Origin of the sequence: Kluyvera chengduensis (assembly GCF_044197065.1) — a bacterium.
GTDB classification, from domain to species: domain Bacteria; phylum Pseudomonadota; class Gammaproteobacteria; order Enterobacterales; family Enterobacteriaceae; genus Kluyvera; species Kluyvera ascorbata_C.
Window position 1 is genome coordinate 96,591 of sequence record NZ_JBIQOI010000005.1, and the last position, 25,785, is coordinate 122,375.

A 25,785-nucleotide genomic window follows, 5' to 3' on the forward strand; every position below is an offset into this window, starting at 1 on the left:
TTATCTCCCCTGTGCTATCATTCGCACCTTTGGAGCGCCAGAAACGTCCGGCGCGCATCTCTACCGCTGTCCACTTTCGGCGGAATAACAAGCATTTGTGGTGACAGATGAATAGTGGTTATCTGCGTTTCCCGGACTTTGATCCGGTAATTTTCTCCATCGGACCGGTTTCCCTGCATTGGTACGGCATGATGTACCTTGTGGGCTTTATCTTTGCCATGTGGCTGGCGACGCGTCGAGCGAACCGCCCAAACAGCGGCTGGACCAAAAACGAAGTTGAAAACCTGCTGTACGCGGGCTTCCTCGGGGTATTTCTCGGCGGGCGCATCGGTTACGTCATGTTCTACAATTTCGACTCCTTCCTGCATGACCCGCTGTATCTGTTCCGCGTGTGGGACGGTGGGATGTCCTTCCACGGCGGCCTGATTGGCGTGATCGTGGTGATGATTATCTTCGCCAAACGCACCAAGCGTACCTTCTTCCAGGTGTCTGACTTTATTGCGCCGCTGATTCCGTTTGGTCTTGGCTGCGGCCGTCTGGGGAACTTTATCAACGGCGAACTGTGGGGCCGCGTCGACCCGAGCTTCCACTACACCATGCTGTTCCCGGGCTCCCGTGCGGAAGACCTGGCGCTGCTGCCGTCTCACCCTGAATGGCAAACGCTGTTTGATACCTACGGCTCGCTGCCGCGCCATGCGTCCCAGCTGTACGAACTGGCGCTGGAAGGCGTGGTGCTGTTCCTGATCCTGAACTTCTTTATCCGTAAACCACGCCCGGCGGGCTCGGTCTCCGGCCTGTTCCTGATTGGCTACGGCCTGTTCCGTATCATCTCTGAATTCTTCCGCCAGCCGGACGCGCAGTTCACCGGTGAGTGGGTGCAGTACATCAGCATGGGGCAGATTCTTTCGATTCCGATGGTGCTTGCGGGTATCATTATGATGGTCTGGGCGTTTCGCCGTCCGCAGCAACAGATCTCCTGAGGAAGCATGAAACAGTATCTTGAACTGATGCAGAAGGTGCTCGATGAGGGCACCCAGAAAAACGACCGTACCGGCACCGGCACCGTCTCCATTTTTGGCCACCAGATGCGCTTTAACCTGCAAGAAGGTTTCCCGCTGGTGACCACCAAGCGCTGCCACCTGCGCTCCATCATCCACGAACTGCTGTGGTTCCTGCAGGGCGACACCAACGTTGCCTACCTGCACGAAAACAACGTCAGCATCTGGGATGAATGGGCCGACGAGAACGGCAACCTGGGCCCGGTGTATGGTAAACAATGGCGCGCCTGGCCGACGCCGGATGGCCGCCATATCGACCAGATCACCACCGTGATGAACCAGCTGAAAAATGACCCGGACTCGCGCCGTATCATCGTTTCTGCGTGGAACGTCGGTGAACTGGACAAAATGGCGCTGGCGCCTTGCCACGCGTTCTTCCAGTTCTACGTGGCTGACGGCAAACTTTCCTGCCAGCTCTATCAGCGCTCCTGCGACGTGTTCCTCGGTCTGCCATTCAACATCGCCAGCTATGCGCTGCTGGTGCATATGATGGCGCAGCAGTGCGACCTGGAAGTCGGTGATTTTGTCTGGACCGGCGGGGATACTCACCTGTACAGCAACCACATGGAACAGACCGCGCTGCAGCTGACCCGCGAACCGCGCGCGCTGCCGAAGCTGGTGATTAAACGCAAGCCGGAGTCTATTTTTGACTACCGCTTTGATGACTTCGAAATCGAAGGTTACGACCCGCACCCGGGTATCAAAGCGCCGGTGGCGATTTAACGGGCATCACCATAAAAAACGGCGCACTCTGCGCCGTTTTTTTATGCCGTCGTTAATACCTCTCGCCGCGGTTGGCGTACCAGCGCCACCAGCGCCACAATCCCTACCACCGCCAGCACGCTCGCCAGAATAAACGCCGAGTTATAGCCCCCACCGTACTGAATCAACAGGCCGGTTACCGCCGGAGACATAATTCCCGCCAGGTTGGCCAGCAGATGCACGAAGCCACCGGTCGTACCAATACGGTCGGCAGGCACGATATCCTGCAATAGCGACCAGCAGGCCTGCGGTGTCATATAGGCGAAAACGGTGGCAACGGTAATGCAGGCCACCGCGCTGAACAGGCTATGGGTATAGGCGGTGGCGAGCACGGCAACCGCGGCCACGGCCAGCCCGATAAAAATCACCAGCTTGCGGGAGAGCAAGAAGTTGCCGCTCTTACGATACAGCGCATCGCAGACCATCCCGCCGCCTAAGAATCCAAGCGTCGCGCCGAGCCACGGCAGGATGCCGATAATGCTCATGCTCTTAATATCCAGATGCTGGAAGTCGGTCAGGTAGCTTGGCAGCCAGGAGAGGAAAAAGTACTGAATGTAGTTAAAGCAGAAGAACGCCGCCGCCACGCCCAGTACCGCAGGCGAGAGGATATAGTGCCAGAAGGAGTGCGTCGACTGCGCGTTAGCGTCGCTAACCGCCGAGGTTGCAGGGCGCTGGCTGCTAATAAGCTGAGCTTCTTCCGGGCTAACTGAAGGGTGCATTTCAGGCTTATCGCGGAACAGCCACAGCCATGCGCAAACCCACAAAATGCCCATCAGGGCGATGACGACAAAGGCCACGCGCCAGCCAAACGCTAATCCGACTAACCCTACTACCGGGGCGGCAATGGCGGCACCCAGCGGCTGCCCGGCGTTGGTAAAGCCGACCGCCCGACCAATTTCCTTACGCGGGAACCAGTTGGAAATCGACTTATTGGTGGTGGTGCCCATTGGCCCTTCGCCAATGCCAAACAGCACGCGGGCAATCAGCAACTGCCAGAAGCCAGTGACCAGCGCGGTAATGCCGCAGAAAATAGACCAGATGGTGGCCGCCCAGGCGTAAACCTTACGTGGACCAAACTTATCGGCCCCCCAGCCACCGATAAAGCAGAACAGGCAGTAGCCGACGAAGAAGCAGCTGAATAAAAAGCCCAACTGGGCATCGTTAATATGCAGGTCGGCTTTGACCAGCGGCGCCATAACCGACAGCGCGGCGCGGTCCATGTAGTTCAGCATCCCGGCGAAGAACAGCAGCAGGGCGATAATCACGCGATAGCGATTTTTAAACATGATGTTCTCCTTTCGCACTGGAGCAAACGGCGAAATCAATACGGTAGTCCGCAAGCACCTGAGCATCTGGCATAAAGCCAATGCCCGGTGCGTCCGGCAGCGTCATTTTGGGCTGGAAATTCAGGAACGGATGCAGCGGTGGGGTCCACTGTAGCCACGGCACCTCCAGACGTGTCGTTTCAGGTAGCAGCGCCACAAGCTGCGCAGCCGCCATCATGCCGGCACCGTAGTAGAAACAGTGTGGGATAACCGTCACCGGGTAGCATTTTGCCTGTTCAAACACGCGCAGCATGGCGGTAATACCGCCCACTTTGGTGACGCTGGGCTGGATAATATCGACGGCGCCGGAAGCCATCAGATGAAGAAGGTCGCCATCCCCGGCGGCGTTTTCCCCCGCAGAAAGCGGAATGCCCGCAGTGCGGACATAGGCCAGCGCATCCGTATCTTCTGGCGGCCAGACCGGCTCTTCCAGCCATTTCAGGTTCAGCCCTGCCCATGACTCGGCCTGGCGGAAAGCCTCTTCGGCGCTCCACGGACAGTTCACATCAACCATGATCTCCGCCTGGTTGCCTACGGCTTCACGCGCGGCGGCAACGGCTTCACGGGTGGTTTCATGGAGTTTAATTTCACGGTAGCCCCGTTCAAATACCTGGGAAACCTGACGGGCAACCGCCTCCGGTTGGTTGTCATAGCTCACCAGGCTTGGATAGAGCCCAATCTGGTTGCGGACGGCGCCAAGCATCTTCCACAGCGGTTTCTGCGCCTGCTTGCCGAGTAAGTCCCACAGCGCAATATCGATAGCCGACAGCGCATAGCGTACCGGGCCGGTACGCCCGAAGCCGTGGAAAGCCTGTTCCGCGTCTTTCATCAGCGCTTCAATTTCCGTAACGGAATCAAACTGCCGGTTGATGAAGAAGGGCGCGACGGCGCTTTCTAACGCGGTAAAGGTGACGGGGTTAATCAGATGGCCGAACGCTTCGCCCCAGCCGCAGAGTCCCGTATCGCTATAGACGGCAACAAGCAGGGTTTCCATCTTCGTCACCCTTGATGAGGCCGCATTGTAATCCTGTTGCTCTGAACCACTCTTTTCCCTGCCGGAATCGAAAGGAATGGCGAGCCGGATGATTTCAATTTTTTCTATTTTCATTTTTATTCCGGGCGTTTCGTAGAGGTAAGACTTTGCAAAATCATTATTACGTAAACGACGCTAATGTGTTTTATGCAGATGCCAATAGATTTGCGCGAAATTTCGCCTGAAATTGGGCGATGGCTGGGATTTGTGTGCGAGCTATCACAGCTTTTGCATCCGGGTAATTGACCACTCACAGCGTGTATGAATAAGCGGAGGTTTCGCTTTTTGTTTTTCTGCCGCCGTTTTGCGAGGCGATATCCAATGTTCGCTGCATCTTGCAGCAAACGTGAAAATTCCGCTGAAGGCGGCTCGTAAAATCCAGAAACCTCGCTCGTGGCGTGGCTTTCCGCTAGGCATACTTGCCGCCATGAAGAAAGAACGGGGCTATACCCTTATTGAAACGCTGGTGGCGTTAACGCTGGTGCTTATTCTTAGCGCCTCTGGTCTTTACGGCTGGCGAAACTGGCAACAGTCACAGCGCCTATGGCAAACCGCCAGCGAACTGCGCGGCTTTCTGACGGCAATGCGTAGCGATGCTAATTGGCAGAACCACGATCGCCGATTCCGGGTTAATCGTCATGCCGTGGCGTGGTGCCTGGTGGCAGATGACACGGTTCTGGACGGCTGTCCTGCGGGAAACCCGGCGGTCTATCGCTCGCAATGGGCCGAAGTTGAGTTAACGAAAATCACGCCGAATCTGGCTTTCTTTGGCCTGCGTAATACGGCATGGGCTGGCAGCATTACGCTGGAAAGTGAGGTGGGAAGCTGGACGATACTTATCTCGAGCTGGGGACGGGTACGTTTATGTGAGGGGGCAACATGCTGATGCGTGGCTTTTCACTGCTGGAAGTGCTGATTGCGATGGCTATCAGCAGCATTTTATTGCTGGGGGCTTCCCGATTTTTGCCCGCATTGCAGCGCGGCATATTCCAGCAGATGCGGCAGCAAGCGCTCGAAGACGATCTCTGGCAGAGCGCCTTCACCATTGCTAAGCACCTACAGCGTGCGGGCTACTGTGGCGGCGACGGTTGTGTTGGCGAGGCGCTGCAAATCGCGCAACAGGGGGCGTGCGTCATTGCGCGCTGGGATAGTAACAGCAATGGCGTCTGGGAAACCGCGCCAGCGGATAGCGCCGATACTATCGGTTTTCGCCTGCAATCCGGCGTGCTGGAAACGCTGCGCGGGGTGAATACCTGCAATGATAAAGGCTGGAACAAAATGACCGACCCGAATACGGTGACGGTTACGATGTTTGAGGTGACGCGTCATGTGAACTCAGGCTACACACCGGATCTGTTTATTACCCTCTCTGCGATGGCCGCGGGTAACATCGCGGCGAGCGTGCAGTACGGCGTGACGGGATACAACCAGTGAACCGTGAGCTCGGCGTTTCGTCACTGGCGATGGTGCTCATGCTGCTGGTCTTAGGGAGCCTGATGCTCCAGGGGTTAAATCAGGCGCAGCGCCAGCAGATGCAGAAAGTGAGCAACGAAAGTCGCTTGATTCAGCGTACCGCGGAGGTTCACTCCGCCTTACAGTGGGGGAAGGTTCAGCGCTGGAAGACAGAGGCTGGGGTGCAATGCCAGGTTTATGAATCCGACAGCCGGGTCTGCCTGCGGCGCTTTAGCGACGACACACTGCTGCTGATAGCAAAAAATGACGCGCTCAGCCTCTGGCAGTCGGGCACATGGGAAAACGGAAACCTCCATTTTTCGCCGCATGGCTGGAGTGATTTTTGCCCTTTAAAGGAGGCTGCGTTATGCCAGACACCCTGAAAATCAGAGGCTTTAGCTTGCCGGAAGTGGTGCTGGCGATGTTTCTGATGGTGAGCGTAGTGACGGCGCTTGGCGGCTATTATCGCGTGCTGGCAACCAGCAGCGTTGAGCTTAATCAGTACCGCCAGATGTGGCGCTACGCCTGGGTGCAAACGCAGCAGCAGGCGCAGACGCTTCCCGACGGCTGGACGCGCGAGCGGGGGCAGACATCGTCACAACGTTGTGTCAGCATCAATGCTACTATTACCACCCCCATGGGCAGGCAGGGGCGTATGTCTCGTCTGCATTGCCCGGTCAGTCAGTAGTCAGGAGCGATTATGTTAAGGGTCTATCATTCCAACCGTCTGGATGTTCTGGAAGCATTGATGGAGTTCATTGTTGAACAGGACCGGCTGGCGGACCCTTTCGAGCCTGAAATGATTCTGGTACAGAGTACCGGGATGGCGCAGTGGCTGCAGATGACGCTATCACAGCGTTTTGGCATTGCCGCGAATATAGATTTCCCGCTGCCCGCCAGTTTTATCTGGGATATGTTTACCCGCGTTCTGCCCGAAATCCCTGCCGAGAGCGCCTTCAATAAGCAGAGCATGAGCTGGAAGCTGATGACCCTGCTGCCGGGCATGCTGGATGATGAGGCCTTTACCCCGCTGCGCCACTATCTCACCGACGATGCCGACAAACGTAAGCTGTTCCAGTTGGCCTCCCGCGTTGCTGACCTGTATGACCAGTATCTGGTCTATCGCCCTGAATGGCTTACGGAGTGGGAAGCTGGAAGATTGGTTGACGGCGTGGGAGATGCACAGGCGTGGCAAGCGCCGCTGTGGAAAGCGCTGGTGGAGCATACTGCCGCGCTGGGTCAGCCGCTGTGGCATCGCGCTAACTTATACCAGCGCTTTATTGACACGCTGGAAAACAGCAACCAACCGCCTGCAGGATTGCCACCGCGGGTCTTTATCTGTGGGATCTCCGCGCTGCCACCGGTCTATCTGCATGCGCTACAGGCGCTGGGCAAACACATTGATATCTACGTGTTGTTCACCAATCCGTGCCGCTACTACTGGGGTGATATTAAAGACCCGGCGTTTCTGGCGCGGCTGATGGCGCGTCAGCGCCGCCACTACCGAGAGCAGCGTGAACTGCCGCTGTTCCAGGACGCCAGCCACGCGCCAGGGCTGTTTAACAACGACGGCGAGCAGGACGTTGACAACCCGATGCTGGCCTCCTGGGGCAAGCTGGGGCGCGACTACATCTACCTGTTGGCGGGGCTTGAGCGCTATCAGGAACTGGATGCGTTCGTCGATATCGAACCCGATAATCTGTTACACAACCTTCAATACGACGTGCTGGAGCTGAAAAACTCCGCCATTGCCGGGCGCAGCGCGGAAGAGTTCGCCCACAGCGGTGACAAGCGCCCGCTGGCGCGAGACGACCGCAGCCTCACCGTTCACGTTTGCCACAGCCCGCAGCGCGAAGTCGAGGTTCTGCACGACCGTCTGCTCGCTATGCTGGAGGCCGACCCGACGCTGACGCCGCGCGACATTATCGTGATGGTGGCGGATATCGATAGCTACAGTCCTTTTATTCAGGCCGTTTTTGGCAGCGCGACTGGTGAACGCTACCTGCCGTACGCCATTTCGGACCGTCGTGCCCGTCAGGCGCACCCGGCGATGCAGGCGTTTATCACTCTGCTATCGCTGCCCGATAGCCGTTTTACCAGCGAAGACGTGCTGGCGCTGCTTGACGTGCCGGTGCTGGCGGCGCGCTTTAACATTGATGAAGCGGGCCTGCTGCACCTGCGTCAATGGGTCAGCGAGTCCGGCGTACGCTGGGGGATGGACGATGACAACGTCCGCGAAATGGACCTGCCCGCCACCGGTCAGCATACCTGGCGCTTTGGCCTCACGCGTATGCTGCTGGGCTACGCGATGGAGAGCGAGCAGGGCGAATGGCAGGACGTGCTGCCGTATGATGAGTCCAGCGGCCTGATTGCCGAGCTGGTTGGCTACCTGGCTTCTTTGCTGATGCAGTTAAACCGCTGGCGTCAGATATTGACGCAAACACGCTCGCTGGAGGAGTGGCTGCCGGTGTGTCGTGAGATGCTCAACGACTTTTTCCTGCCGGATCAGGACACTGAGGCCGCGCTGACGCTGATTGAACAGCAGTGGCAGGCGATAATCGCCCAGGGCGTCCAGTCGCAATATGCCGGCGAGGTGCCGCTGACGCTGCTGCGCGATGAACTGGCGCAGCGCCTCGATCAGGAACGTATCAGCCAGCGCTTCCTGGCGGGCCCTATCAATATTTGTACCCTAATGCCGATGCGCTCCATTCCGTTCAAAGTGGTGTGCCTGCTGGGCATGAACGACGGAATTTACCCACGTGCGCTCGCCCCGCTCGGTTTTGATCTGATGAGCCAGAAACCGCTGCGCGGCGACCGTAGCCGCCGCGACGATGACCGTTATCTGTTCCTGGAAGCGATGATGTCGGCGGAAAAATCGCTCTATATCAGCTACATCGGCCGTTCTATTCAGGATAACAGCGAACGCTACCCGTCAGTATTGGTACAAGAGCTGCTGGACTACATCGGCCAGAGCCACTGCCTTGAGGGCGATGAAGGGCTCAACTGCGACGAAAGCGAACAGCGCGTGAAGCGCCATATCATGCAGTTACACCCGCGTATGCCGTTTGATGCCGACAACTATAAAGCCGGTGAGCAGCAAAGCTATGCCCAGGAGTGGCTGGCGGCGGCGAGTCAGCAGGGCGAAGCGCACAGTAGCTTTATCCAGCCGCTGGAACCACGGGAGTTGACCGTGCTGCCGCTCGAACAGCTTCAGCGCTTCTGGGCGCACCCGGTGCGCGCGTTCTTCCAGATGCGTTTGCAGGTGAACTTCCGCAATGAAGAGAGCGATATCCCAGATACCGAACCGTTCACCCTCGAAGGGCTAACGCGCTATCAGCTTAATCAGCAGTTGCTAAACACCCTGATTGAGCAGAAAGATGCGGGGCAGATGTACCGCCGCTATCGCGCGGCCGGTGAATTGCCCTACGGCCCGTTTGGTGAAATTGCCTGGGAGGCCCAGCATCAGGAAATGACCGCGCTGGCGAGCCGGGTGATTGAGTATCGGCGCACGGCGCAGAGCATGGAAATTGATCTCGACTGCGACGGGGTGAATATCACCGGCTGGCTGCCTCAGGTTCAGGAAAATGGCCTGCTGCGCTGGCGTCCCTCTTTGCTTAGCGTTTCACAGGGAATGCAACTTTGGCTGGAACACCTTGTCTACTGTGCAAGTGGCGGAACGGGTGACAGCCGCTTGCTGTTGCGTAAAGAAGGGGAGTGGTGCTTCCCACCGCTGGCGGCAGATGAAGCGAAAGCGTATTTGTCGCAGTTGGTTGCAGGCTATCGTCAGGGAATGTGTCAACCGTTGTTGTTCCTGCCGGAGAGCGGCGGCGCATGGATAAAAGCCTGTTACGATGCCGAAAATGATGCCATCTTAGAAGACCAGGACTCGCAGCAGAAAGCCCGCAGTAAGTTTTTACAGGCTTACGAAGGCAACATGATAGTGAGTGGTGAAGGGGCCGACGTCTGGTATCAGCGCTTATGGCGTACCCTGGAACCTGCGCAATATGAATCGATTATCGCGCAGACGACACCGTATCTGCTGCCGGTATTCCGTTTCAACCAGTCATCGTGACTGTATAAAAATTGCGCAAGCTAAAGGCTTCATTTACTATGCGCAGAAGTCACGGACTGATGAGTGGCAGCAGACGAAGCGGTAAGCTGAGGCTGAAACTGCCCACAAGAGCATGCTGATTTTTGAAGTATCTGTTAATGGTGAGGTCCGTGAATGCCCCGCAGTATCTGGTTGAGTATTGTTGTTTTCGTCACCGCCCTTTGGGCGACCGTAGGTCAGGCAGACACAGGATGGCAACCGATTCAGGAAACCATCCGTAAAAGCGAAAAAGACACCCGTCAGTATCAAGCGATAACGCTCGACAACAAGATGGTCGTCCTGCTGGTTTCAGACCCACAGGCGGTAAAATCGTTGTCGGCGCTGGTGGTGCCCGTCGGCTCGCTGGAAGACCCTGATTCCCATCCGGGCCTTGCGCACTTCCTCGAACACATGACGCTGATGGGCTCGAAAAACTACCCGCAGCCTGACAGCCTTGCTGAATTCTTAAAAATGCACGGCGGCAGCCACAATGCCAGTACCGCGCCGTATCGCACCGCCTTCTATCTTGAAGTCGAAAACGATGCCCTGCAGGGGGCGGTCGACCGCCTGGCCGACGCCATTGCCGCGCCGCTGCTGGAAAAAAAATACGCCGACCGCGAGCGTAATGCCGTCAACGCTGAGTTGACCATGGCGCGTACTCGTGACGGTATGCGTATGGCGCAGGTGAGCGCGGAAACCATCAACCCGGCGCACCCCGGCGCACGCTTCTCCGGCGGCAACCTCGAAACGCTCAGCGACAAACCCGATAGTCCGGTGTATGACGCGCTGCTGGCGTTTCGCAACAAGTACTACTCCGCGAACCTGATGAAAGCGGTGATTTACAGCAATAAACCGCTGCCTGAACTGGCGCAGATTGCTGCGCAAACCTACGGTCGCGTACCCAATAAATCCATCGAGCGCCCGGAAATCACCGTCCCGGTGGTCACTGATGCACAGAAAGGCATCATCATTCATTACGTTCCTGCGCTGCCGCGTAAGGTGCTGCGCGTTGAGTTCCGTATTGATAACAACTCCGCGCAGTTCCGGAGCAAAACCGACGAGCTGATTACCTACCTGATTGGTAACCGCACGCCGGGTACCTTATCCGACTGGCTGCAAAAGCAGGGGCTGGTGGAAGGTATTCGCGCCGACTCTGACCCGGTCGTCAACGGCAACAGCGGCGTGCTGGCGATTTCTGCCACCTTAACCGATAAAGGGCTGGCCCACCGCGATGAAGTGGTCGCTGCCATCTTTAGCTATCTTGATACGCTGCGCCAGAAAGGCGTAGATAAAAGCTACTTTGACGAGCTGGCGCACGTGCTGAACCTTGATTTCCGCTACCCGTCCATCACCCGCGATATGGGTTACGTGGAATGGCTGGCGGATACCATGATTCGCGTGCCGGTAGCGCATACGCTGGACGCAGTAAACATTGCCGACCGCTATGACGCGCAGGCGGTTAAAGATCGTCTGGCGATGATGACGCCGCAAAATGCTCGTATCTGGTATATCAGCCCGAAAGAGCCGCACAACAAAGTGGCCTACTTTGTCGATGCCCCTTACCAGGTTGATAAAATTAGCGCCGATACTTTTGCCAAATGGCAGAAGGACGCCAGCGGCATTGCGCTGAATCTGCCACAGCTTAACCCGTATATACCGGACGACTTCACGCTGATTAAAAGCGAGAAAAAGTACCCCCATCCGGAGCTGATTGTTGATGAGCAAAATCTGCGTCTGGTCTATATGCCGAGCCGCTATTTTGCCAGCGAACCGAAGGCCGATATCACGTTGATCCTGCGTAACCCTAAAGCGATGGACAGCGCCCGTAATCAGGTGATGTTTGCGCTGAATGATTACCTGGCTGGCATTGCGCTTGACCAGTTGAGCAACCAGGCCGCCGTCGGCGGGATTAGCTTCTCTACCGGTGCGAACAATGGCCTGATGCTTAACGCCAACGGTTACACTCAACGTCTGCCGCAGCTGTTTGATGCACTGCTGCAGGGCTACTTCAGCTACACGCCAACCGAAGAACAGCTGGAACAGGCGAAATCCTGGTATCGGCAAATGATGGATTCCGCCGACAAAGGTAAAGCCTACGAGCAGGCGATTATGCCGGTGCAGATGCTGTCGCAGGTGCCTTATTTCCAGCGTGAAGATCGTAAAGCGCTGCTGCCGTCCATTACGCTCAAAGAGGTGATGGACTACCGCGACCGCCTGAAAACCGGGGCGCGACCGGAATTTATGGTCATTGGCAACCTGAGCGCCGAGCAGTCCACGACGCTTGCGCGCAACGTTCAGACCCAGCTTGGGGCCAACGGCAGCGAGTGGTGTCGCAACAAAGATGTGCTGGTGGATAAACAGCAAAACGTCATCTTCGAGAAAGCAGGCGCCAGCACCGACTCCGCGCTGGCAGCGGTGTTCGCGCCGCCAAACGTCGATGAGTTCTCAAGCTCGGCGGCAAGCGCCATGCTGGCGCAAATCGTCCAGCCATGGTTCTACACCCAACTGCGCACCGAAGAGCAGTTAGGCTACGCGGTCTTCGCCTTCTCGATGAACGTGGGTCGCCAGTGGGGAATGGGATTCCTGCTGCAAAGTAACGAAAAACAGCCGTCCTTCCTGTGGGAGCGCTTCAAGGCCTTCTTCCCGACCGCCGAACAGAAGCTGCGCGCAATGAAGCCGGAAGAGTTTGCCCAGATCCAGCAGGCGGTGGTAGCCGACATGCTGCAAGCACCGCAAACGCTGAGCGATGAAGCCTCGCAGCTGAGCAAAGATTTCGATCGCGGTAATATGGCCTTTGATTCACGTGATAAAGTAGTGGCCCAGATTAAGCTGCTGACGCCGCAAAAGCTGGCCGACTTCTTCCACCAGACGGTTGTTGACCCACAGGGTATGACGGTGCTGTCTCAGGTCTCCGGTAGCCAGAATGGCAAAACGGACTACGCGCATCCTGAAGGCTGGAAAGTGTGGCAGAGCATTACTGAGCTGCAGCAAACCTTACCTATACGAAGAGAGAACGAATGACCGGAACCGCCGAGTCCCTTGATCCCCTGCGCTTGCCTCTGACTGGTGAGCGCCTGATTGAAGCCTCTGCGGGCACCGGAAAAACCTTCACCATCGCCGCACTCTACCTGCGGCTGTTGCTGGGGCTGGGCGGCGAGGCCGCCTTTCCTCGGCCCGTCAACGTTGAAGAGCTGCTGGTGGTGACCTTCACCGAAGCCGCCACCGAAGAGCTTCGCGGACGTATTCGTAGCAACATCCACGAGCTGCGCGTCGCCTGCCTGCGTAACGCCACCGATAACCCGCTCTATGCCAGCCTGCTGGCGGAAATTGACGACCTCCAGCAGGCGGCCAATGTGCTGCTACTGGCGGAGCGTCAGATGGACGATGCCGCCGTCTTTACCATCCACGGTTTCTGTCAGCGCATGCTGAGCCTCAACGCCTTTGAGTCCGGCATGCTGTTTGAACAGCAGCTGATTGAAGACGAATCCCAGCTTCGCTACCAGGCCTGCGCCGACTTCTGGCGACGCCACTGCTACCCGCTTGAACGCGAGATTGCCCAGGTGATCGTTGAATCGTGGAAAGGGCCGCAGGATCTGCTCAAATCTATCGACCGCTACCTTCAGGGCGAAGCGCCGGAGCTTAAGGTACCCCTCGGCGAGGCCGAAACGCTGGCGTCACGGCACCAGCAGATCCTCTCCCAGATCAACGACATTAAACAGCGTTGGCTGGAAAGCGTGGGCGAGCTGGACTCACTGCTTGAAAATTCAGGGATCGACAGACGCAAATTCAACCGCGGCAATCAGGGTAAGTGGATCGAAAAGATCAGCGACTGGGCCCAGGAAGAAACCAAAAACTATCAGTTGCCTGATGCACTGGAGAAATTCAGCCAGCCATTTCTGGCTGACCGAACCAAAGCGGGCGGTGAAGTGCCTACCCATCCGCTTTTCAGCGCGATTGAACGTCTGCTGGCCTCGCCGCTGACGCTCAACGATCTGGTGATAGCCCAGGCGATGAAAGAGATCCGTGAAGCGGTCGCCCGCGAGAAGCGCCGACGCGGCGAGTTAGGCTTTGACGATATGCTAAGCCGCCTTGATGAAGCGCTAGAGAGCGACAGCGGTGACGCGCTGGCCGCCGCTATTCGCCAGCGTTTTCCGGTAGCGATGATCGATGAATTCCAGGACACCGACCCGCAGCAGTACCGTATTTTCCGCCGAATCTGGCGACAGCAGCCGGACACCGCGCTGCTGCTTATCGGCGACCCGAAGCAGGCGATTTACGCCTTCCGCGGCGCGGATATCTTTACCTATATGCGCGCGCGCAGCGATGTGGCCGCCCATTACACCCTCGACACCAACTGGCGTTCCGCACCGGGGATGGTCGAAAGCGTCAACCGCCTGTTTGGGCTGGTTGATAACCCCTTTATGTTCCGCGATATCCCGTTCCTGCCGGTGAAATCCGCGCCAAAAAACGCCTCGCTGCGCTTCGAAGTTGACGGTGAAAACCAGCCAGCGATGAACCTGTGGCTGATGCCCGGTGAAGGCGTCAGCGCGGGGGATTATCAAACCTTTATGGCCCAGCAGTGCGCGGCGCAAATTCGTGACTGGCTGACGGCGGGGCAACAGGGAACCGCGCTGCTGTGGCGTGGCGATAATGCCCGCCCGGTGCAGGCATCGGACATTACCGTGCTGGTGCGTAACCGCCAGGAAGCGTCGCTGATTCGCGATGCGCTCAACGCGCTGGCGATCCCATCAGTGTACCTCTCCAACCGCGACAGCGTGTTTGAAACCCCCGAAGCGCAGGAGCTGCTGTGGGTGCTTCAGGCCGTGTTGACGCCCGAGCGGGAAAACACGCTGCGCAGCGCGCTGGCGACGGCGATGTTTGGCCTGAATGCGCAGGATATTGAACGCCTTAACCAGGATGAGCACGCCTGGGATGCGCTGGTGGAAGAGTTCAGCGACTACCGGCTTATCTGGCAGCGACGCGGCGTAATGCCGATGATTCGTGCCCTGATGAGTGCGCGCTCCATGGCGGAAAACCTGCTGGCGACCCACGGCGGCGAACGGCGCTTAACCGATATTCTGCACCTGAGCGAACTGCTTCAGGAAGCGGCAACCCAGCTTGAAAGCGAGCATGCGCTGGTGCGCTGGCTCAACCAGCAGGTCGCCGAGCCGGATACCAACGCTTCCAGCCAGCAGATGCGTCTGGAGAGCGATAAGCATCTGGTGCAGATAGTCACTATCCACAAATCGAAGGGGCTGGAGTACCCGCTGGTCTGGCTGCCGTTTATTGCCCGTTTCCGCAAAGAGAAACAGGCGTTCTACCACGACCGTGAATCCTTCAAGGCGGTGCTGGATCTCAACGAAAGCGACGAGAGCCTTGAGCTGGCGGAAGCAGAGCGTCTGGCGGAAGACCTGCGTCTGCTGTACGTCGCGCTGACGCGCGCCATCTGGCACTGTAGCCTGGGCATTGCCCCGCTGACGGCGCGGCGCAGCGATAAACCGACCGATACCGAATTACACCACAGCGCGCCGGGCAGGCTGCTGCAAAAAGGCGAAGTGCTGGATGCTGCTGGTCTGAATGCCTGTCTTCAGGCGCTGTGCGACGAACATATCTCTCTGACGCTTGCCACCGCGCCGGACGACGCCCGCTGGCAGGCGGCGCAACCCGAGATGCCCGAGCTGGCGGCGCGCCAGGTGCTACGCCGCGTGGTTGATGACTGGCGCGTAACCAGCTACTCCGGCCTACAGCAGCGCGGGCACAGCGTGGCGCAGGACCTGCTGCCGCGTATCGATATTGACGCCTCGGGCGCCGCGGACGCCCCAACCGAGCCGGAGATGACGCCGCACCACTTCCCGCGCGGTGCGTCGCCGGGGACGTTCCTGCACAGCCTGTTTGAAGACCTCGACTTCACTCAGCCCATATCACCCGAGTGGATGCGTGAAAAGCTGCAAAACAACGGCTTTGATGAAGTGTGGGCGCCGGTGCTGACCCGCTGGATCACCCAGGTGCTGGCCGCGCCGCTGGCGGATACCGGCGTTGCGCTTAATCAGCTTAGCGCCCGACAAAAACAGGTGGAGATGGAGTTTTATCTACCGATTATCCAGACGCTGGACGCGCGGGCGCTGGACGCCGTGACCCGCCGCTATGACCCGCTATCGGCGGGCTGCCCGGAGCTGGATTTCCGTCAGGTGCGCGGCATGCTGAAGGGCTTTATCGACCTTGTATTCCGCCACGACGGCCGCTACTACCTGCTGGATTACAAGTCCAACTGGCTCGGTGAGAGCGGCGAGGCCTATACCCAAGAGGCAATGGCAGAGGCAATGCAGTCACATCGTTATGATTTGCAGTATCAGCTCTACAGCCTGGCGCTACATCGTTATCTACGTCACCGCATTGCCGACTATGACTATGAACGTCATTTTGGCGGCGTGATTTATCTGTTCCTGCGCGGCGTGGACGGCGAAGCGGGGCAGCAGGGAATATTTGCCACCCGGCCCGACCCGGCGCTGATAATGGCAATGGACGCACTGTTTGCCGGTGAGGAGAGCAACGTATGACGCTCGAACAACGTTTACTGGAAGCTGCTGAACTGAAGCTGCTGCGTCCGCTCGACGTGCAGTTTGCGCTGATGGTGGCGAAAGATGAGCATCCCGCCGTGATGCTGGCCGCCGCGATGCTCAGCCGCGATACCGGAGAAGGGCACGTTTGCTTGCCACTCTCCCATCTCAACCCATCCATGCAGCCGAAAGGCCGCGCCCGTGACCTCTGGCAGCAGTTGTTTGCCGAGGCGAACGAGCCAGAGGATTGGGAAACTTTACTGCTGAGTTCGGACGCCGTGAGCGGTGGGGAGCGCCCGTCACCGCTGATCCTGAGCCGCGGCAGGCTTTATCTCAACCGCATGTGGCGCAACGAACTCAGCGTGGCGCGCTTCTTTAGTGAAACTAACGCGCCGTTTGCCGTTGATGAAGCCCAGCTTGCCGCGACGCTTAACGCGCTATTTCCGGCAAGCGACGCCATCGACTGGCAGAAGGTCGCCGCCGCCGTGGCGCTGACTCGCCGTATTTCCGTTATCTCCGGTGGTCCCGGTACGGGAAAAACCACCACTGTGGCTAAACTGCTGGCGGCGCTGGTACAGATGACGGGGACGGAGAAATGCCGCATTCGCCTGGCTGCGCCAACCGGTAAAGCGGCAGCGCGACTCACGGAATCGTTGGGCGCGGCGCTGCGAAAACTCGATTTAAGCGACGCGCAAAAAGCGATGCTGCCCACTGATGCCAGCACGTTGCACCGACTGCTGGGCGCGCAGCCGGGCAGCCAGAAGATGCGCTACCACGCCGGAAACCCGCTGCATCTGGACGTGCTGGTGGTGGATGAAGCCTCAATGATTGACCTGCCGATGATGGCGCGGCTGATTGACGCACTGCCGCCGCACGGGCGAGTTGTCTTCCTTGGCGACCGTGACCAGCTTGCTTCGGTAGAAGCTGGCGCGGTGCTTGGCGATATCTGTAGCTGGGTGAACGCAGGCTATACCGCAGAGCGCGCAGAGCAGCTCAGCCGCCTGGCGGGGGCAACGGTACCTGCCGGTGACGGCCAGACAGCAGGGGCGTTACGCGACAGCCTTTGTCTGCTACGTACCAGCTACCGCTTTGGTAGCGACTCCGGTATCGGCCAACTCGCCAGCGCGGTGAACCGAGGCGATAAAAAAGAGATCGACGCCGTATTTGCCCGCGGCTTTAGCGATATCGAACTGAAATCGCAGCACACGACGGACGACTACGCCGCCATGCTCGATGACGCGCGAGCGGGCTATGGCCCTTATCTGCAACTTTTACGTGAACAGGCTGAACCTGAAGTCGTGCTGGCGGCATTTGGTGAATATCAGCTGCTGTGCGCACTGCGCGAAGGGCCGTGGGGCGTGAGCGGGCTGAACCAACAGTTTGAACAGTTGCTCACGCGCCACCGACAGATTGTACCGCAGCGCCACTCGCGCTGGTATGAAGGCCGCCCGGTGATGATTGCTCGCAACGACAGCGCGCTGGGGCTGTTTAACGGTGATATTGGCGTCGCGCTGGATCGCGGCGAAGGGATGCGCGTCTGGTTCCCAATGCCGGACGGCACGATTAAATCCGTGCAGCCAAGCCGCTTGCCTGAGCACGATACCGCGTGGGCAATGACGGTGCATAAATCGCAGGGCTCCGAGTTCACCCACGCTGCGCTGGTGCTGCCAACGCAGATTGTCCCGGTGGTGAGCCGCGAATTGGTCTATACGGCGATAACCCGCGCCAAAGCGCGGCTGTCGATGTACGCCGATAAAAACCTGCTCGCACAGGCGATTTCCACGCGCACCGAACGACGCAGTGGGTTGTCGGCGATTTTTGCAGAGATGGAATAGGGTCTTAAAGATTTGCTCGAACTGCCCCCTCTCCCTTTTTAAGGGAGAGGGCTGGGGTGAGGGTTTAACGCCGAGCCCACAATCCCCTCACCCTAACCCTCTCCCCAGAGGGGCGAGGGGACCGATCGGCGCGAAGTTAGGCTTTTGTAGGCCTGATAAGCGCAGCGCCATCAGGCATTTTCTCTCTTACACCAAATCCGTCATCAACACCTTCGACCGGCGCTGATAGTTATAAAGCTGCTTCTTACTCTCCGGCAGCAGCTCCACGTCCACCGGCTTAAAGCCGCGCTCCTGGAACCAATGAATACTGCGCGTCGTCAGCACAAACAGATGATTAAGCCCCATCTGCTTCGCCTGAGAGGCAATCCGTTGCAACAGCATTTCACCGCGTGAGGAGCTTCGGTAATCCGGGTGCACTGCTACGCAGGCCATCTCACCAATTTTCTCCTCCGGGAAAGGATAAAGTGCGGCGCAGGCAATCGTGGTGTTATCACGCTGAATAATGGTGAATTTATCGATCTCCATCTCCAACTGTTCGCGGGAGCGGCGCACCAGAATACCCTGCTGCTCCAGCGGCGCGATCAGATCCAGAATGCCGCCGATATCGTTGATGGTGGCCCGGCGAATTTGCTCGGAGCTCTCCATCACAATCTGCGTACCGATACCGTCACGGGAGAACAGTTCCTGTAACAGTGTCCCGTCTTCCTGATAGCTGATCAGGTGGCAGCGGCGTACCCCGCTGCGGCAGGCTTTTACCGCGCCGCGCAGGAAACGCGCGGTGCCGGAAAGGTAGTCGCCTTCTTTTTCCAGCTCTTCAATGCGCGCCTGAGCTTCGTTCGGGAACAGCTCAGAGACAATATCGCCCGCTTCGTTAAACACCCCCTGTGAGGAGCAGAAGCCGATCATCTTCTCGGCCTTCAGCTTGATTGCCAGTTGGGTGGCAATCTCTTCCGAGGTCAGGTTAAAGCTCTCACCGGTCACCGAAACGGCGACCGGGCCCATCAGCACGATAGCGCCGCTGTCGAGCTGGCGGTGAATGGCTTCTTCATCGATACGGCGAATGCGTCCGCTGTGGCAGTAGTCGATACCGTCGTCCACACCGAGCGGCTGAGCGATGATAAAGTTACCGCTGACCACGTTGATGTGCGCACCCTGCAGCGGGGTATTGTTGAGGCTCATCGACAGGCGGGCGGTAATATCCAGCTGCAGCAGCCCCGCGGCCTGTTTCACCAGCTCAAGGGTTTTGGTATCGGTGACGCGGATATGTTTGTGATAGGTTGGCTCATGGTGATGCTCGGCCAGATTGGCGTCGATTTGCGGACGCGCGCCATAGACCAGCACCAGGCGAATGCCCAGGCTGTGCAGCAGGCCAATATCGTTGACGATGCTGGAAAAGTTTTCATGCTCAATGGCTTCGCCGCCAAGCATGATGACAAACGTCTTCCCCCGGTGGGCGTTAATATAGGGGACGGTATGACGAAACCCCTCTACCAGTTCGGTTCTACGTTCCTTCACCACGGCACAACCCTCAATGCATGATTATTCGTAATTAATGTATTTTTATTCTGTTTTTGCCGGAAACGCAAGCCACAATTTGCTTAAACATTGGAAAATCTCCGGCCAAATTTCGCTGATTCAACGAATGTTTACCCTTTTATAGATGACAGTTTATGCGGCTTTAGTTACAGTTTCCGGTCAATCGTATTATGCGAATTCTTTGATCACTTTTTTTGCCTGGGATGGAGCATGTCGGGAAGTCAGTCTTTGAGCCGTCGTCGCCTGCTACAAGGTGCCGGCGCCATGTGGTTGTTAAGCGTAAGTCAGGTCGGGTTAGCTGCCGTCAGTCAGGTGGTGGCGGTGCGCATATGGCCTGCGTCCAGCTACACGCGCGTAACGGTGGAGTCCAGCCGTGAGCTCAAGTATCGACAGTTTGCGTTGAGCAATCCTGACCGTCTGGTGGTCGACCTCGAAGGGGTTAACCTGAACTCGGTGCTGAAAGGCATGGGAGCGCAGATCCGCAGCGACGATCCGTTTATTAAATCTGCGCGCGTCGGGCAGTTTGATCCGCAAACGGTGCGCATGGTGTTTGAACTCAAGCAGGACGTGAAGCCGCAGCTCTTCGCCCTCGCGCCCGTGGCAGAATTTAAAGAACGTCTGGTGATGGATCTCTACCCGGCGAGCAGCAAAGAACAGCAGGACCCGCTGCTGGCGCTGCTGGAAGACTACAACAAGGGCGACCTTGAAAAGCAGGTGCCGCCATCGCAAAGCGGCCCTCAACCTGGCAAAGCCGGGCGCGACCGTCCGATTGTTATTATGCTTGACCCCGGCCACGGCGGCGAAGACTCCGGCGCGGTGGGTAAATACAAAACGCGGGAGAAAGACGTGGTGCTGCAAATTGCCCGTCGCCTGCGCGCGCTGATTGAAAAAGAAGGCAACATGAAAGCCTACATGACGCGCAACGAAGATATCTTTATTCCGCTGAAGGTGCGGGTGGCGAAAGCGCAGAAGCAGCGCGCCGACCTGTTCGTCTCCATTCATGCGGATGCGTTCACCAGCCGCCAGCCGAGCGGCTCATCGGTCTTTGCCCTGTCGACCAAAGGGGCCACCAGTACCGCGGCGAAATACCTCGCCCAAACCCAGAACGCCTCGGATTTAATCGGTGGTGTCAGCAAGAGCGGCGACCGCTACGTCGACCACACCATGTTCGATATGGTGCAGTCGCTGACCATCGCCGACAGCCTGAAGTTTGGTAAAGCGGTGCTGAAAAAGCTGGGGCAGGTGAACGACCTGCATAAAAACCAGGTGGAGCAGGCCGGCTTTGCGGTACTGAAAGCGCCGGATATTCCATCGATCCTCGTCGAAACGGCGTTTATCAGTAACGTTGAAGAGGAGCGTAAGCTCAAAACCGCCACCTTCCAGCAGGAAGTGGCCGAATCAATTCTCGCCGGGATTAAAGCCTACTTTGCCGACGGCGCGACGCTGGCACGGCGCGGGTAATCGGCCATGTCACGGCTGAAAAGCGCCCACGGCGGCAACACGCGCGAAGCGGCGGCGCTGATCGGCCTGACCGCCGAGCAGTTACTGGACTTCAGCGCCAACATCAATCCGCTGGGCATGCCCGAAAGCCTGAAGCAGGCGATCGTTGCCCAGCTCTCCTGCGCCGAACGCTACCCGGACGTTGACTACCAGCAGCTACATCAGGCGCTGGCGGCGCATCACGGCGTGCCTGCGGCGTGGTGCCTGGCGGGCAATGGCGAAACCGAGTCGATTTTCACCCTCGTCCACGGCCTGAAGCCACGGCGGGCAATGGTGGTCGCGCCGGGCTTTGCCGAATATCGCCGGGCGCTGGAAACCCTCGACTGCGAGATTGAAACCTTCGCACTGCGCGAAGCGGACGGCTGGCAGCTAACCTCTCGTCTGCTCGATGCGTTAACCTCCGAACTGGACTGCCTGTTTATCTGCACCCCGAATAACCCGACCGGGCTGCTGCCGGAGCGTGCGCTGCTGCTGGCGGTGGCCGAACGCTGCAACGCGCTGAATATTCAGCTTATCCTCGACGAAGCCTTTATCGATTTTATTCCCGGCGAGCAGGGTTTTATTCCGCTGCTGGCGCAAAACCCGCATATCTGGGTGCTGCGTTCGCTGACCAAGTTTTACGCCATTCCCGGCCTGCGTCTGGGCTATTTACTCAATAGCGACGAGCAGGCGGTAGCGCGGCTGCGTCGGCATCAGATGCCGTGGTCTATCAACGCCTTCGCGGCGCTGGCCGGGGAAATCGTGCTGAATGACCATGAGTACCAACAGCGCACATGGCGATGGCTTAATGAGGAAGGGGCGCGGTTTTATCGGGCGCTGGAGAAAATGTCGGGGCTGAAGGTCTATCCGGGCAGGGCTAACTACCTGTTTCTGCGCTGTGAACGCGCGGAGATTGAACTGCAATATGCACTATTGCAACGGCGAATTTTAATCCGCAGCTGCGCCAACTATCCGGGGCTGGACGCGCGTTATTTCCGAGTGGCAATTCGCAGCGAGGCGGAAAATCAGCAACTGCTGGACGCGCTGCATCAGGTGCTAGGCTGAACCCCGCCTGGCACCGCTTTTAGCAGGTGCTGCTGTGGCCAGACGTCGGCGAGCCCGCTTTGCGCCAGCGACCATTTCACATACTCCACATCATGACGACAGCGGTCGAGCAGCAGCCCGACCACGCTGCCGCTGTGTGCGACGTTCAGACCGTATAACCCGCAGGACTCAACCAGCGCCAGCAGCGTGTCAAAGCCCGGCTTGGGCAGCAGCGTCTGGCTGGCGATGGCGCTGAGCGTAGCGGCCTCTCCCAGCAGGCTGGCACAGTTACTTTCGCAGGCCGTCTGGATGTTTTCCCATGCCTGTGCCAACGTACTGGCGTGAGCCTTGAGCACGGCTTCGCGCGGCTGGCGATGATAGTCGGCGGTCCGCAGAACGCGCGGGCTTTCCAGCACCAGCAAATCAAACTCGGGGGCGGGCTTGCAGGCAATCTGCGTGCGGGCATGAAGGTGGTCGAACAGCGTCAGCGAGCGAAACAGGGTGCTGTCCGTTGGCTCAAGCGAGACGCAAAGCGCGGCGAGATCGGATTCACTGAGTGAATGGCCCAAATGCATCGCGGTGGCGACCGCCGTAGCGGCGAGGTCGGCGGTGCTGCTCGCCATCCCTTTGGCAATCGGCAGCGTAGAGTCCACTTCAATGCGCAGCGTCTGGCTCATGCTGAGGGGATAATCCCAGCGAGCCAGCAGCGTATTGACCATGCGGCGCGTGAGCGGGCGCTCATCAGGGCGCGGCGTTCCCCGGCAGACTTCCACCGTGCTGTACCAGTCTATTGGGCAGGAGATCAGCTTTTCACTGCCCAGAATCCAGCCCTGAATCAGCTCTCCGCAGGAGCCCGGACAGCGCGCAACGCTCATGATTTCCCTTGCCTTGTGGTTCTAAATATAACTACCGTAAATAAATATACCGGTATTGTCGCAGCGCAACGAAATCATTTTACCGGGGCGCTAGAGTAACCTGCTTTTATTTTATGTGGGCCATCGTGTCGGCATAAATCTGCAATCAACAGGTTTGGCATCGATAATATGCCAGGGAAGGAGGTGTAAATCCTCCGCAGCCCCCGCTGCTGTAATGCTGACGACCCCGTAATGACCACTGATCGACCGATCGGGAAGGCCGGGTGAGGATGACGCTGAGCCAGAAGACCTGCCTGTTGGTTTATTTCAACAGCTTCGGTGGGAAGCGGGTTGCTTTGCGTCGCACGGTCGTCAGGCCGGGCGCGCGCGCGGCTATACCCAAAATCCACCCTCAATAGGGTTAGGGTATGGCAGCCAGACAGCATGCATTCGTTCTCGCCGGCACCGGTAGCGGCTGTGGGAAAACCACGGTGACGCTCGGCCTGCTGACGCTGCTCCAGCAGCGCGGCCTGCGGGTACAGCCCTATAAAGTGGGGCCGGACTACCTCGATACCGGTTGGCATACCGCGCTGTGCGGCGTTGCCTCGCGCAACCTCGACGCGTTCATGCTACCCACCTCCATCCTCAATGCGCTGTTCAGCGAACATATGCAGCAGGCCGATATCGCCGTGATTGAAGGCGTGATGGGGCTGTACGACGGCTACGGCACCGACCCTCACTATTGCAGTAGCGCGGCGATGGCCAAACAGCTAGGCTGCCCGGTGATTTTGCTGGTCGACGGCAAAGCGGTCTCCACCTCCATTGCCGCCACGGTGATGGGCTTCCAGCACTTCGACCCGAGCCTCAACATCGCGGGCGTTATCGTTAACCGCGTCAACAGCGAGAGCCATTTTCAGCTGCTGAAAAGCGCCATCGAACGTTACTGCGCGCTGCCGGTACTGGGCTACGTGCCGCGCGCGGAAGGCGTGGCGCTGCCCGAACGCCATCTGGGGCTGGTGACCGCCCGTGAATCCGCGATTGAGAAGCAACCGTGGCAGGATTTCGCCGCGACGCTCTCGCGTACGCTGGATATCGACAGGCTGCTGGAACTCACGGAACTGCACGTGCTGCCCGCCGGTCAGTGGCCGCAGGAACCGCTCTGCGGAGAGGGGCTGACCCTGGCGCTTGCCGATGATGAAGCCTTCAACTTCTACTACCCGGACAATCTGGCGCTGCTGGCGCGCGCTGGCGTGAAGATTGTGCGCTTTAGCCCGCTGCATAACGATCATCTTCCCGATTGCCAGATGATCTGGCTCGGCGGCGGCTACCCGGAACTGCACGCCCAGGCGCTCGCAGGTAACAAGTCGATGCTGGCCCAACTGCGCGCGGCGCACGAGCGCGGCGTGGCGATTTACGCCGAGTGTGGCGGCCTGATGTACCTCGGCACCACGCTGGAAGATAAAAACGGTGATATCCATGCGATGGCCGATATTCTGCCCGGCCACAGCAAAATGGGCGCCCGGCTGACCCGCTTTGGCTACTGCGAAGCGCAGGCGCAGCAGCAGACGCTGCTCGCCGCCCCCGGCGACATACTGCGCGGCCACGAATTCCACTACTCTGATTTTACCGCCCAGACCCCCGCGGTGATGGCGTGTCGCAAAACCCGCGACGGCGCGGTGCTCCAGCAGTGGTCCGGCGGCTGGCAGCGCGGGAACACCTTTGCCAGCTATCTGCACCTCCATTTCGCCCAGAACCCGTCGATGCTCAACCGCTGGTTTGCCGCCGCCAGGAGCGCCCAATGACGCTGCTGGCCTGGTGTCTGGCGTGGGTGCTCGATTTCATCATCGGCGACCCGCAAAACTGGCCGCATCCGGTGCGCTGGATAGGCAACCTGATTAACGCCGTGCAGCGCACGGTGCGTCGGGTTTGTCATTCCGACCTTGCGCTGCGTATCGGCGGCGGGATGATGTGGCTGGTGGTGGTGGGGCTGACCTACGCCGTTGCCTGGGGCGTGCTGCACCTCGCCGCGAGCGTGCATCCGTGGCTGGGCTTTGGCGTTGAGGTATGGATGATTTTCACCGTACTGGCCGGGCGCTGCCTGGCGCAGTCGGCGCTGGCGGTTGAACGCCCCTTACGGGCAGGCGACCTTGCCGAGAGCCGCATCAAGCTGTCGTGGATTGTCGGGCGCGATACGTCACAGCTTCAGCCCGAGCAGATTAACCGCGCGGTGGTGGAGACGGTGGCGGAAAACACCGTCGACGGCATTATCGCGCCGCTGTTCTTCTTGCTGCTCGGCGGCGCGCCGCTGGCGATGGCCTACAAAGCGGTCAACACCCTCGACTCAATGGTGGGCTACAAGCACGAAAAATACCGGGCGATCGGCATGGTGAGCGCGCGCCTCGACGATGTAGCGAACTTTATTCCCGCGCGGCTGAGCTGGCTGTTGATTGGCCTTGCCGCCTTTGTCTGCCGCGATAACGGCGCGCGTGCGCTGCGTATCGGCTGGCGCGACCGTAAAAACCACAGCAGCCCCAACTGCGCCTGGTCGGAAGCGGCCGTCGCCGGGGCGCTGGGCATTCGCCTTGGCGGCCCGAACGACTATTTTGGCGAGCGGGTGAACAAGCCGTGGATTGGCGACGCGCATCGCCCGATTGCCATTGATGATATTTCCCGAACGATTCGACTGATGTGGGTAGCGTCAACGCTGGCCCTGCTGCTGTTTATGGCGGTCAGGTTCTGGCTTATTGGCGCGGCCTGAGG

General features: G+C 58.6%; 18 protein-coding genes and 1 riboswitch. Of the genes, 14 read left to right on the top strand and 4 right to left on the bottom strand.

From position 1 onward, the window contains the following. Positions 1-107: 107 nt before the first annotated feature. Both lgt and thyA read left to right on the top strand, forming a co-directional pair. A complete protein-coding gene (lgt, locus tag ACH1XZ_RS14610; protein ID WP_395596129.1) occupies positions 108-980 on the top strand; it encodes a prolipoprotein diacylglyceryl transferase in 873 nt (290 codons plus the stop codon). Positions 981-986: 6 nt separating this feature from the next. Beyond that, positions 987-1,781 (top strand): thymidylate synthase, encoded by a 795-nt coding sequence (gene thyA / locus ACH1XZ_RS14615; protein ID WP_123650647.1) that lies wholly within the window; start codon positions 987-989, stop codon positions 1,779-1,781. 41 nt (positions 1,782-1,822) lie between these two features. Here thyA and ACH1XZ_RS14620 read toward each other — a convergent pair whose 3' ends face one another. Both ACH1XZ_RS14620 and ACH1XZ_RS14625 read right to left on the bottom strand, forming a co-directional pair. Further along, positions 1,823-3,106 carry an MFS transporter gene (locus ACH1XZ_RS14620; protein ID WP_395596130.1) on the bottom strand — a complete coding sequence of 428 codons (1,284 nt, stop codon included), beginning with the start codon at positions 3,104-3,106 and terminating at the stop codon, positions 1,823-1,825. Next, positions 3,099-4,253: a mandelate racemase/muconate lactonizing enzyme family protein gene (locus ACH1XZ_RS14625; protein WP_395596131.1), complete on the bottom strand. Its 1,155-nt coding sequence runs from the start codon at positions 4,251-4,253 to the stop codon at positions 3,099-3,101. Before ACH1XZ_RS14625 ends, ACH1XZ_RS14620 begins: the two co-directional genes overlap by 8 nt. A gap of 352 nt (positions 4,254-4,605) precedes the next feature. Between ACH1XZ_RS14625 and ACH1XZ_RS14630 the strand changes: the two genes are divergently transcribed. The 8 genes from ACH1XZ_RS14630 to recD all read left to right on the top strand — a co-directional run bounded on the left by ACH1XZ_RS14630 (position 4,606) and on the right by recD (position 18,112). Next, on the top strand, positions 4,606-5,064 hold the full coding sequence (locus tag ACH1XZ_RS14630; RefSeq protein WP_395596132.1) for a prepilin peptidase-dependent protein: 459 nt from the start codon (positions 4,606-4,608) through the stop codon (positions 5,062-5,064). Beyond that, positions 5,058-5,612 carry a prepilin peptidase-dependent protein gene (locus ACH1XZ_RS14635; RefSeq protein ID WP_395596133.1) on the top strand — a complete coding sequence of 185 codons (555 nt, stop codon included), beginning with the start codon at positions 5,058-5,060 and terminating at the stop codon, positions 5,610-5,612. Before ACH1XZ_RS14630 ends, ACH1XZ_RS14635 begins: the two co-directional genes overlap by 7 nt. Then, positions 5,609-6,013: a DUF2509 family protein gene (locus tag ACH1XZ_RS14640; RefSeq protein WP_395596134.1), complete on the top strand. Its 405-nt coding sequence runs from the start codon at positions 5,609-5,611 to the stop codon at positions 6,011-6,013. The genes ACH1XZ_RS14635 and ACH1XZ_RS14640 overlap by 4 nt, the downstream gene beginning before the upstream one ends. After that, positions 5,998-6,318 (top strand): prepilin-type N-terminal cleavage/methylation domain-containing protein, encoded by a 321-nt coding sequence (locus ACH1XZ_RS14645; RefSeq protein ID WP_395596135.1) that lies wholly within the window; start codon positions 5,998-6,000, stop codon positions 6,316-6,318. The genes ACH1XZ_RS14640 and ACH1XZ_RS14645 overlap by 16 nt, the downstream gene beginning before the upstream one ends. A gap of 12 nt (positions 6,319-6,330) precedes the next feature. Next, a complete protein-coding gene (gene recC, locus ACH1XZ_RS14650) occupies positions 6,331-9,702 on the top strand; it encodes an exodeoxyribonuclease V subunit gamma (RefSeq protein WP_395596136.1) in 3,372 nt (1,123 codons plus the stop codon). 153 nt (positions 9,703-9,855) lie between these two features. Further along, a complete protein-coding gene (gene ptrA / locus ACH1XZ_RS14655; protein WP_395596137.1) occupies positions 9,856-12,741 on the top strand; it encodes a pitrilysin in 2,886 nt (961 codons plus the stop codon). Then, a complete protein-coding gene (recB, locus tag ACH1XZ_RS14660; RefSeq protein ID WP_395596138.1) occupies positions 12,738-16,277 on the top strand; it encodes an exodeoxyribonuclease V subunit beta in 3,540 nt (1,179 codons plus the stop codon). Before ptrA ends, recB begins: the two co-directional genes overlap by 4 nt. Beyond that, a complete protein-coding gene (gene recD, locus ACH1XZ_RS14665) occupies positions 16,274-18,112 on the top strand; it encodes an exodeoxyribonuclease V subunit alpha (protein ID WP_395596139.1) in 1,839 nt (612 codons plus the stop codon). Before recB ends, recD begins: the two co-directional genes overlap by 4 nt. A gap of 186 nt (positions 18,113-18,298) precedes the next feature. Here recD and argA read toward each other — a convergent pair whose 3' ends face one another. Beyond that, the gene (gene argA / locus ACH1XZ_RS14670; RefSeq protein ID WP_395596140.1) at positions 18,299-19,630 is read right to left on the bottom strand and encodes an amino-acid N-acetyltransferase; all 1,332 of its coding nucleotides are present in this window, start codon (positions 19,628-19,630) and stop codon (positions 18,299-18,301) included. Positions 19,631-19,858: 228 nt separating this feature from the next. Here argA and amiC point away from each other — a divergent pair, with 228 nt between their 5' ends. Beyond that, positions 19,859-21,109: an N-acetylmuramoyl-L-alanine amidase AmiC gene (amiC, locus tag ACH1XZ_RS14675; RefSeq protein ID WP_035895349.1), complete on the top strand. Its 1,251-nt coding sequence runs from the start codon at positions 19,859-19,861 to the stop codon at positions 21,107-21,109. Between the two features lie 6 nt (positions 21,110-21,115). Next, the gene (gene cobD, locus ACH1XZ_RS14680) at positions 21,116-22,192 is read left to right on the top strand and encodes a threonine-phosphate decarboxylase CobD (RefSeq protein ID WP_395596141.1); all 1,077 of its coding nucleotides are present in this window, start codon (positions 21,116-21,118) and stop codon (positions 22,190-22,192) included. On the opposite strand, the gene ACH1XZ_RS14685 is transcribed toward cobD, so the two are convergent. Beyond that, entirely contained in the window at positions 22,177-23,046 is an 870-nt protein-coding gene (locus ACH1XZ_RS14685; RefSeq protein ID WP_395596142.1) for an L-threonine kinase, read from the bottom strand. The two genes, cobD and ACH1XZ_RS14685, sit on opposite strands and share 16 nt — an antisense overlap. Positions 23,047-23,179: 133 nt before the next feature. Beyond that, positions 23,180-23,357: riboswitch (cobalamin riboswitch) on the top strand. 96 nt (positions 23,358-23,453) lie between these two features. Here ACH1XZ_RS14685 and ACH1XZ_RS14690 point away from each other — a divergent pair. Both ACH1XZ_RS14690 and cbiB read left to right on the top strand, forming a co-directional pair. Beyond that, on the top strand, positions 23,454-24,827 hold the full coding sequence (locus ACH1XZ_RS14690) for a cobyrinate a,c-diamide synthase (RefSeq protein WP_395596143.1): 1,374 nt from the start codon (positions 23,454-23,456) through the stop codon (positions 24,825-24,827). After that, the gene (cbiB, locus tag ACH1XZ_RS14695; protein ID WP_395596144.1) at positions 24,824-25,783 is read left to right on the top strand and encodes an adenosylcobinamide-phosphate synthase CbiB; all 960 of its coding nucleotides are present in this window, start codon (positions 24,824-24,826) and stop codon (positions 25,781-25,783) included. Before ACH1XZ_RS14690 ends, cbiB begins: the two co-directional genes overlap by 4 nt. The last annotated feature ends 2 nt before the right edge of the window (positions 25,784-25,785 follow it).

Bases quoted from the DNA above. Each gene is read 5' to 3' on its own strand.
- lgt (WP_395596129.1), top strand. From the start codon at position 108: ATGAATAGTGGTTATCTGCGTTTCCCGGACTTTGATCCGGTAATTTTC.
- thyA (WP_123650647.1), top strand. From the start codon at position 987: ATGAAACAGTATCTTGAACTGATGCAGAAGGTGCTCGATGAGGGCACC.
- ACH1XZ_RS14620 (WP_395596130.1), bottom strand. From the start codon at position 3,106: ATGTTTAAAAATCGCTATCGCGTGATTATCGCCCTGCTGCTGTTCTTC.
- ACH1XZ_RS14625 (WP_395596131.1), bottom strand. From the start codon at position 4,253: ATGAAAATAGAAAAAATTGAAATCATCCGGCTCGCCATTCCTTTCGAT.
- ACH1XZ_RS14630 (WP_395596132.1), top strand. From the start codon at position 4,606: ATGAAGAAAGAACGGGGCTATACCCTTATTGAAACGCTGGTGGCGTTA.
- ACH1XZ_RS14635 (WP_395596133.1), top strand. From the start codon at position 5,058: ATGCTGATGCGTGGCTTTTCACTGCTGGAAGTGCTGATTGCGATGGCT.
- ACH1XZ_RS14645 (WP_395596135.1), top strand. From the start codon at position 5,998: ATGCCAGACACCCTGAAAATCAGAGGCTTTAGCTTGCCGGAAGTGGTG.
- recC (WP_395596136.1), top strand. From the start codon at position 6,331: ATGTTAAGGGTCTATCATTCCAACCGTCTGGATGTTCTGGAAGCATTG.
- ptrA (WP_395596137.1), top strand. From the start codon at position 9,856: ATGCCCCGCAGTATCTGGTTGAGTATTGTTGTTTTCGTCACCGCCCTT.
- recB (WP_395596138.1), top strand. From the start codon at position 12,738: ATGACCGGAACCGCCGAGTCCCTTGATCCCCTGCGCTTGCCTCTGACT.
- recD (WP_395596139.1), top strand. From the start codon at position 16,274: ATGACGCTCGAACAACGTTTACTGGAAGCTGCTGAACTGAAGCTGCTG.
- amiC (WP_035895349.1), top strand. From the start codon at position 19,859: ATGTCGGGAAGTCAGTCTTTGAGCCGTCGTCGCCTGCTACAAGGTGCC.
- cobD (WP_395596141.1), top strand. From the start codon at position 21,116: ATGTCACGGCTGAAAAGCGCCCACGGCGGCAACACGCGCGAAGCGGCG.
- ACH1XZ_RS14685 (WP_395596142.1), bottom strand. From the start codon at position 23,046: ATGAGCGTTGCGCGCTGTCCGGGCTCCTGCGGAGAGCTGATTCAGGGC.
- ACH1XZ_RS14690 (WP_395596143.1), top strand. From the start codon at position 23,454: ATGGCAGCCAGACAGCATGCATTCGTTCTCGCCGGCACCGGTAGCGGC.
- cbiB (WP_395596144.1), top strand. From the start codon at position 24,824: ATGACGCTGCTGGCCTGGTGTCTGGCGTGGGTGCTCGATTTCATCATC.